General features: G+C 39.4%; 7 protein-coding genes. 1 reads left to right on the forward strand and 6 read right to left on the reverse strand.

Going from position 1 to position 8,815, the window contains the following annotated elements:
* Positions 1 to 43: 43 nt before the first annotated feature.
* The 5 genes from ACEVFT_RS01250 to ACEVFT_RS01270 form a co-directional block, all read right to left on the reverse strand.
* Entirely contained in the window at positions 44 to 2,140 is a 2,097-nt protein-coding gene (locus tag ACEVFT_RS01250; protein ID WP_393947705.1) for a beta-propeller domain-containing protein, read from the reverse strand.
* 131 nt (positions 2,141 to 2,271) lie between these two features.
* Complete coding sequence (locus ACEVFT_RS01255; RefSeq protein ID WP_393947706.1) at positions 2,272 to 3,465, reverse strand: acyl-CoA dehydrogenase family protein; 1,194 nt, start codon at positions 3,463 to 3,465, stop codon at positions 2,272 to 2,274.
* Positions 3,466 to 3,474: 9 nt separating this feature from the next.
* On the reverse strand, positions 3,475 to 4,647 hold the full coding sequence (locus ACEVFT_RS01260) for a saccharopine dehydrogenase family protein (protein ID WP_393947708.1): 1,173 nt from the start codon (positions 4,645 to 4,647) through the stop codon (positions 3,475 to 3,477).
* Between the two features lie 26 nt (positions 4,648 to 4,673).
* A complete protein-coding gene (locus tag ACEVFT_RS01265; RefSeq protein ID WP_393947710.1) occupies positions 4,674 to 6,152 on the reverse strand; it encodes an aldehyde dehydrogenase family protein in 1,479 nt (492 codons plus the stop codon).
* A complete protein-coding gene (locus ACEVFT_RS01270) occupies positions 6,142 to 6,339 on the reverse strand; it encodes a hypothetical protein (protein ID WP_393947711.1) in 198 nt (65 codons plus the stop codon). Before ACEVFT_RS01270 ends, ACEVFT_RS01265 begins: the two co-directional genes overlap by 11 nt.
* 407 nt (positions 6,340 to 6,746) lie before the next feature.
* Between ACEVFT_RS01270 and ACEVFT_RS01275 the strand changes: the two genes are divergently transcribed.
* Positions 6,747 to 7,547 carry a TIGR00266 family protein gene (locus ACEVFT_RS01275; protein ID WP_004229711.1) on the forward strand — a complete coding sequence of 267 codons (801 nt, stop codon included), beginning with the start codon at positions 6,747 to 6,749 and terminating at the stop codon, positions 7,545 to 7,547.
* A gap of 38 nt (positions 7,548 to 7,585) precedes the next feature.
* Here ACEVFT_RS01275 and ACEVFT_RS01280 read toward each other — a convergent pair whose 3' ends face one another.
* Complete coding sequence (locus ACEVFT_RS01280) at positions 7,586 to 8,548, reverse strand: 2-hydroxyacid dehydrogenase (RefSeq protein ID WP_393947713.1); 963 nt, start codon at positions 8,546 to 8,548, stop codon at positions 7,586 to 7,588.
* Between the last annotated feature and the right edge of the window lie 267 nt (positions 8,549 to 8,815).

Here is an 8,815-nt window from a genome sequence, read left to right on the forward strand (position 1 = left end):
AAGAAAAGCCCAATGAATTTTGTTATTCATTGGACCTTTCTTATTATTTTATTGTTAATGTATCTAATGGCTTGAAGTCATTTAGCTGATAGCTCTTTACTTCGTTACGTGCAATTGTATAAAGAGTGTCATCTATATAGACAACTCGTTGTACAACCTGCTCCCAATTTTCATATGACTCATCATTATTACGATTGATTATATTTCCTTTCAATACAATCCCTTTCTCAGCAGTAATCTCATAAATTTGAGCACCCTGACCTTGATATACAACTTCATCTCCCTTACCTGCCTCATACAGTACTACTGGGAAGCCAAAATAGTTGAATTCTTTATTGCGGAATAGCGCTCTAGGATTGTATTGCACTTCAGAAGAGGAGCCTTTCCCACCAATTTTTACGGTCGATTGCTCTTTCGGGTTTCGGAAGTCTGATACATCGAATAGGGACATCTTCATATTGGTTGTCACGGTAAAATTACGTTTCGTATAAGAATCATAGCGCTGCTCCGTATCATAACCAATACCAATTAAATGCGTTTCATCTAATGGATGTAGGTAATTACTGAAGCCAGGAATCTTCAATTCTCCTAGTACAGTGGGCTTTTTCGGATTCGCTGCATCAATAACAAACAGTGGATCTACTTGTTTAAATGTCACCACATATGCTTTTTCCCCCATAAAGCGAGCTGAATATATTTTTTCTCCAGGGGCCATATCTTTCACTGAACCGAGCGTTTTTAAATGTTCATCCAAAATAAAGAGATGGTTATAGGAAGTACTTTTCTCATCCCACGTATTACCTTCTGTTGTAAAGATTCGGAAGTTCCCCTTATATTCATCCATTGAATACTGATTTAAAACAGTTCCCTTTACTTCAGTACTTCCAGCAAAGTTCAAAGTCGTTCCATCGACATTCCATTTAAAAATTTGGGTGTCAGCTGACCTCGGTAACCAAATCATATCCATAACACGCTTTTCTGATGAAATATCATTATTGCTTTCATACATTGGTGTCGTTAAATACAGGGCGTTTTCTGACATATAAAGACCACTACTTCCACCTAAGTACCCTTTCGTATTGGCCGTTGTCTTAGCCCCATTTTTTAAATCGACAGCCGTAATTAAACTATAGGTACCATCCATCGTATTTGGTAATATTGAGATTTTTTCTAAAGGCAGATTTTTGTACTCTGTTCCTGCCATACTATCAAATGTTTTCGGCTTTAAATCGGTTTTATTGTCTTCTTGTAGCATCCAATAATTCGGATACATATTACCGATTAAATATAATGTGTCCTTCGTTATTCGAATATCCTGTAAGAAGCCTTCTTGCCCCACATCACGTACATGCTTTGGATTACTCGGATTTGAAATATCATAAAATGATGCTGTTACCATGGCTGTTCGTGCTTTTTCAATATATTGATCCCCAATGACAATTAATAGATTGTCATATAGCGCAAGCTTAGAAATATATTGGGATTCTTTTAATTTAATACTTGTAGCCATCTTTAAATTCTTGGGATCTTTAGCATTCACAACTGTAATGCTCTGATCTTTTGCAGTGTAAATAAAGCCATCTTTTACAACAACAATGTCTCCCTCTTCTACCCCCTCTACTTGATTATTGGTTGTAGACTCATTATTAGCAGTTGCTTTATCTTCACTTGCTGAACTTTGGGCACTCTCGTCTTCTCTAATTTCTACTCTTTGAGTTGTTAACAACTTTTTAAAATACTGCTGTAACTCTTTCTCCGATTTGACGGCTGTTAATGTCTCGATAATTGTAAATGGAATTGTCTGTGAAGCTACATTCAGTCCGCCTTGTGCAAAGGCCTCCTTTTTCACATGCAATTGATAACTGCCTGGTGCTAAATTTTTCACCACTACCGTTTTCTGATCTTCCAACAATTCAATTGTTGCAGGTACTTTGCGTCCTTTTTCCGTAGTGATAAAGACATATTCTTCAGTAATTTTGTTTTTCTTTAAAGCAACTGAAAAAGATGCTTGCCAGTTTTGTGTTGCCATACTTGCGCTAGCGGCCTTTGCCGTCACATCTGTATTCACTATCCATGTGAAAATGCCAGGCACGATAGCTAGAACGATAATCAGCATAATTGCGAACCATTTACTTTTCATCATTTTTCCTCTCTTTCATATACTTGTTTATCAATTAGACTAGTAAAAATGCGGAAAGTTACATTTTTCTGAAATTTTCTAAGTATGCTGTGATTACATAAAAAAACGAGAGGGAAATACTTCCCTCTCGTTTATTCTTCAAATGGCCATTTAGGCAACATATTTTTTAATGGCTTATCTTGTCGTCTTCCTAACACATAATCAGCCTGCATAATAGTATGAATTTCGCGAGTTCCTTCATAAATTACAGGTGCTTTGGAGTTTCTTAAATAACGAGCAACTGGGTACTCGTCTGAATAGCCATATGCTCCATGAATTTGTACCGCATCATCAGCAGCCTTATTGGCAAAATCACAAGACTGCCATTTTGCCAATGATGTCTCTCGAGTATTTCGAACACCTTTGTTTTTCAATTCACCAACACGATAGACAAGGAGACGACTCATTTGATAGCCCGCTTCCATGTTAGCAATCATTCGTCCAACAAGCTGGTGCTCACCAATAGGTTTACCAAATGTCTCTCGCTCATGACAGTATTTCACACTAGCCTCTATGCAAGCTTGGATCAAACCAACAGCACCTGCCGCTACTGTAAATCGACCATTATCTAGCGCAGACATGGCAATTTTGAAGCCCTCGCCCTCTTCGCCAAGTCGGTTTTCAACTGGCACGCGTAAGTCTTCAAAAAAGAGCTCACCTGTATTACCAGCACGAATCCCATATTTTCCTTTAATCGCTTTAGATGTAAAGCCAGCCATGGAACGTTCTACAATAAACGCACTAATCCCATGATGTTTCTTCGATTTGTCTGTATAGGCAAAAACGATAAAGTGATCTGCAATATCACATAAGGAGATCCACGTTTTTTGTCCATTGAGGATATAATGGTTTCCATCACGGACAGCAGTTGTTGACATGGCAGCTACATCAGACCCAGCACCTGGTTCTGTGAGACCAAATGCTCCAATCCGAACACCTTTAGCTTGCGGAACAAGGTATCGCTGCTTTTGCTCTTCCGTCCCCCATTGCATTAAGGTCATGCTATTTAAGCCCGTATGGACAGATACAGCTGTGCGAAATGCTGTATCTCCTCGTTCAAGCTCCTCACATACGATAGCAAGTGCATTATAATCCATCCCACTACCACCGTATTGTTCGGGAACACAAACTCCCATTAAGCCAAGCTCAGCAAGCCTCGACCAAATTTTAGCATCAAAGCCACCTTCAGCATCCCACTTTGCAATGTAGGGAATGATTTCTTCATCAACAAACTGTCTTACTGTTTTTCGTAGTATTTCCTGCTCAGTGGACATTTCAAAGTTCATGGTCAGCACCTACCATTTCACAATCATAGCAGACTTATGTGATGTCTCTTTAATCACCACGCCACGTTTAGCCATCTCTTCAATATACGTATCACCTGGCACGATTGCTTCAGGCGGGAATACACCAGGCTCTGTAATAGCACCCGCACCAATCATCTGAGCTACAACTGAAATCGTATTTGCGGTAGCACGTGCCATAGCTGTTTCATTAATTGTCATATCCTTACGTACAACCATTTCATATTCATATGTCACCTGCTGCTGGGCTTTTTCACCAGCTACAATCACACGTAACAATACAGCATCAGGTTTTGTACCCAATTCAAGTTTCTTTTTGAGTGCCTCTCGTACGACTGCACGAACAGGAACTTCTTGGTTATCCACTTCGACCTTATTTGCAGAATCAAGGAAGCCTAAGTCTGCTAAAAGTTTAAATTTCTCTGCATGGCCTTTATAGCGGATTGTTTTATATTCTAATGTGCGGACATTCGGGAATGTCTTATACAATGTGGAGATTCCACCAGATGTATAAAATGCCTCAAGCACACCGAAATCATCAAAATAAATAGGTTCAACGCCTGATAGGGATGGAACTTCTTCAAGCTTGCCCTTCTGAATCGTTTTTGAAGGCTCAGTATAATGATCGAATACGCCATCTAGAGAAAATACACGTGTATAATGAAGTGGAGGCTTTGGCTCAGTTGGAATACCACCAACAAATAGTTTAATAGATTCTACTTCGTCTAATTTTGAGGCACCATAGCCCGCTAGAATATTGACCATACCAGGAGCAACGCCTAAGTCAGGGATAATTGTAACGCCCTTTGCTTTTGCCTCCTCATGAAGATCTAGTATCTTCTCTGTAACACCACCGATATGGCCTCCTAAATCTACGGAATGTACGCCTGCCTCAATTGCTGCTCTCGCTACTCGCTCATTGAACGAATAAAATAGCGCATTAACGACAACATCACCTTTTGAAATAACATCCATTAACGAGTCGTCTCGTTCTGCATGAAGCTCTACAACCTCAACCTTATTTGAGCCCAGTGAGTCGACAAACTCTTGTGCTACTTTTACATCGATATCTCCTAAAAACACACGCCCAACTTTATCGTTTTTTATTAAATCACGAGCTACCTCTTTCCCCATTAAACCTGCACCTAATACAACAACTTTCATCAAGAACATCCCCTTTCGTTGATCTGTTACTCTGTATCGATTTGTGCTCTTTGTAATTTACCGCTGTAGTCTACATAAATACTTTTCCACTCTGTATATACATCCAGGGCAGCTACACCTGAATCGCGGTGTCCATTTCCAGTCCCTTTTGTACCTCCAAATGGCAAATGGATTTCAGCACCTGTTGTGCCGGCATTTACATAAACAATACCTGTGTCTAAATCACGCTGTGCGCGGAAAATTGTATTGACATCTTGTGAGAATATTGAGCTAGACAAGCCAAATTTCACACCATTATTTACTTCAATTGCTTCTTCCAAACTTGCTACTTCAATTAGAGAAACGACTGGACCAAAGATTTCCTCTTGGGCAATAATCATGTCAGGCTTCACATTCGTAAACAATGTTGGCTCATAATAGAACCCTTTATCATAAGGTGGTTCATTTAATATCCTGCCGCCTGCTAATAATGTGGCACCTTCTTGTTTACCTATTTGTACATAGTGATTAATTTTTTCCAATGCTGCTTTATTAATCACTGGCCCAATTTTAACTCCCTCGTCTAGACCATCCCCAATTGTGAGCTTTTGCATTTCATCTAAGAGACGTTTTTCTAATTGTTCTCTTACATCTTTATGCACAATGACTCGGCTACATGCTGTACACCTTTGCCCAGCAGTACCAAATGCGCTCCATAAAATCCCTTCTGTAGCTAGCTGTAAATCAGCATCATTCATGACAATAACAGCATTTTTTCCACCCATCTCTAATGAAACCTTTTTCAAATGCTTCCCGCCAAGCTCAGCTACTTTACTGCCCGTTGTCGTAGATCCTGTAAACGAAATAACCTTGACGTCAGGATGTTCAATTAATGCTGTCCCTACTGTAGGTCCTGTACCAAATACGATATTGGCTACACCATCTGGTAAGCCTACTTCCTCAAAAATTTTACCCATTTCATAGGCCATCATCGGTGTCTCATTAGACGGTTTCCAAATGAATGTATTCCCTGCAACAATAGCAGGAAATGACTTCCAAGTGGCAATAGCAACAGGGAAATTCCAAGGTGTAATGAGCGCTACAACGCCTATAGGTGCCCTTACACTCATAGCAAATTTATTGGCAAGCTCAGATGGTGTTGTTTCACCAAACAATCTGCGTCCCTCACCAGCCATATAGTATGCCATATCGATTCCTTCTTGTACTTCTCCTCTAGCTTCTTCAATGACCTTGCCCATCTCTTTTGTTAAAACGGTCGCCAAATGTTCTTTTTTCTCTTTCATTTTTTGACCGATGGCATATAAATAATCTGCACGTTTTGGAGCTGGTATAAGTGCCCAGCTTTTTTGTGCTTGTTTGGCAGCAGCTACAGCCTCGCCTACCTCATTTGAAGTAGAGCGCGGTATGGTAGCAAGCTGCTCACCGTTTGCAGGGTTCGTCACTGCTATACTTTGTAAATGTGAATGTGTGATCCATTTACCACCGATATAGTTTTTAATCTCCACTACATACACCCCCTGAAATACTCTTTGATGCCTCAGCTGTTGTACCAGTCGTATTCCATAGGTATAAGTCTATGAATTTAACCAGAATCCATTTCGCCTTGGAATAATTGCGTCCGAGCAGTGTAATGTGCTTGCACGTTTCACTATCCGTGACATCTACCAGTGGCTTTATCTCCATACAATCCATATTTGATCCTCCACCAAAAGAATAGAATATCTCATTCACTTTGAAGGTAGGAATCTTTTACTGAACGAAGATAAAATATGTCAAAATTCCGAATTTTCAATATACATAACACCATGTAATACTAGCATTTCAATAATAATCGGTGACAACTGCCAGAGGCTTTATTTCCACTTAACTTCATTACCTCAATATAGAGGATGACCTCTAAATTTAGAAGCCTCTTAAGGTTATGTATATTCACAATACCCTTCGTTAAATGAAAATAAATAATACACATTCTAGTTTTTTATATTCGACATTTTCTAACTAATTCCCTTTTTTTCTAAAATATTTAATTTTCTATTGAAACCAATGTAGCTTATAATCGTATACAGTATCATTAAATTTATTTTTGGAGGAATCCCTTTATGAATAATCATGAAATTGACTACAAGTTATTTGGTGACGACATGCAATATGTGCAAGTTGAGCTTGACCCTCAGGAAACAGTTGTTGCAGAAGCAGGAGCGTTAATGATGATGGATGATTCAATCCATATGGAAACTATTTTTGGTGACGGCTCACGAGGTGGCTCACAAAGTGGTCTAATGGGAAAATTATTAGGTGCTGGAAAACGACTAATAACAGGTGAAAGCTTATTCATGACAACATTCACAAATGTTGGCTCAGGTAAGAAACATGTTTATTTTGCTTCACCATACCCAGGTAAGATTATTCCAATGGATTTAAGCCAATTAAACGGTAAAATTATTTGTCAGAAAGATGCATTCTTAGCAGCAGCTAAAGGTGTGTCTGTTGGCGTTGAATTTCAGAAAAAAATCGGTGTAGGCTTCTTCGGTGGTGAAGGTTTCATTATGCAAAAGCTTGAAGGTGACGGCATGGCCTTTGTACATGCAGGTGGAGCCATTCACGAAAAAACATTACAACCAGGTGAAGTTTTACGTGTAGATACAGGATGTCTTGTAGCAATGACATCCAATGTGGATTACGATATTGAAATGGTTGGAGGCGTAAAAACTGCACTGTTTGGTGGCGAAGGAATCTTCTTTGCTACATTACGTGGTCCTGGCACAGTGTGGGTACAATCATTACCATTTAGCCGTTTAGCCAGCCGTGTCTTTGCAGCAGCACCTATTTCGCAAGGCGGAGGCGGTCAGTCTAAAGGTGAAGGCGGTATCGGCGGCTTATTCGATTTATTCAATAGATAAAAAAATGGAGCATATCTTTCGCCGATATGCTCCTTCTTTTAATCAATTCGATTGGATATTGCCTTACCTTGTCCATATGCTGTCAATGCTTTTACATTTAACATCAGCATGGCCGTTCTCGTTTCTAATGATGCGCTACCGATATGTGGCAGAGCTACTACATTCGAAAGTGTTAATAAAGGATGGTCCATCGCAATCGGCTCTTGTTCAAATACATCTAATCCTGCAGCCCCAAGCTTCCCATTTTTCAGGACATCATACAGGGCATCCTCATCAATAATTCCACCACGAGAGGCATTAATTAATACCGCATCCTCCTTCATCAAAGCAAGCTCCTGTGCTCCAATGAGTCCTTCCGTATCACTATTATAAGGCGTCATAATCACAACAAAATCAGATTGCTTTAAAAGATCCTCCAGCGAAACATACTGGAAGCCATACATTTCTTCCGCTTCATGACGACGTCTGCGATTATTATACAAGATTTTCATATCAAAACCTTTTGCTCTTCTAGCAACGGCTTGGCCAATTCTTCCCATGCCAATAATGCCGATTGTGGCTCCTGATACATCCTTGCCAACCAGTTGCATTGGATACCAGCTTTTCCATTTGCCCTCACGTAAATATCTTTCGCTTTCTGGAATTCTACGTGCAGTTGCAAGCAGTAAGCCAAATACTAAATCCGCAGTCGTATTAGTTAATACCCCAGGCGTATTCGTCGCCATAATGCCTCGTTTCTTTAAAGCCTTCACATCGATATTATTATATCCAACTGCTAAGTTCGTCACTAATTTTAAGTTGGGTGCATGTGAAAGTAGTTCTTCATCTACTTGATCTGCAATCGTTACCCACAGCACCTCACAGTCTGCCACAGCTGCTAGCAATTTTTCACGTGGGATCACTATCTCTTCCTCATCCCATTGTGAGATTTCGTAAAACTCCTGTAATAGTTCAACAATATGTGTAGGAAACTTACGTGTTATAAATAATTTCTTTTTCATGCTCCAAACACCCCTCTAATCAATTCCCTAATTCGCCTATAGCGTAACACTTAAAACAAGCATTTTCTAGGGTTTTGTAGTCTTCATCTATCTATAAGAGATTGTTATTAGCTAATTCATCAGCCTATTAGTTGATTTATCCATAAAATAAGACCTTTTATCCTAATTCACAGTACTAAAAAACTATGCATAGATTTTATGCATAGCTTCATATTGTTGAAAAACAAAACCATCAATAGAATTTTTGTGAAAGGTGAAAATGGTTTC

The sequence above is a fragment of the Lysinibacillus sp. PWR01 genome, assembly GCF_043359455.1.
Classification (GTDB): domain Bacteria; phylum Bacillota; class Bacilli; order Bacillales_A; family Planococcaceae; genus Lysinibacillus; species Lysinibacillus fusiformis_F.

Bases quoted from the DNA above. Each gene is read 5' to 3' on its own strand.
- ACEVFT_RS01250 (WP_393947705.1), bottom strand. From the start codon at position 2,140: ATGAAAAGTAAATGGTTCGCAATTATGCTGATTATCGTTCTAGCTATC.
- ACEVFT_RS01255 (WP_393947706.1), bottom strand. From the start codon at position 3,465: ATGAACTTTGAAATGTCCACTGAGCAGGAAATACTACGAAAAACAGTA.
- ACEVFT_RS01270 (WP_393947711.1), bottom strand. From the start codon at position 6,339: ATGGATTGTATGGAGATAAAGCCACTGGTAGATGTCACGGATAGTGAA.
- ACEVFT_RS01280 (WP_393947713.1), bottom strand. From the start codon at position 8,548: ATGAAAAAGAAATTATTTATAACACGTAAGTTTCCTACACATATTGTT.
- ACEVFT_RS01275 (WP_004229711.1), top strand. From the start codon at position 6,747: ATGAATAATCATGAAATTGACTACAAGTTATTTGGTGACGACATGCAA.
- ACEVFT_RS01260 (WP_393947708.1), bottom strand. From the start codon at position 4,647: ATGAAAGTTGTTGTATTAGGTGCAGGTTTAATGGGGAAAGAGGTAGCT.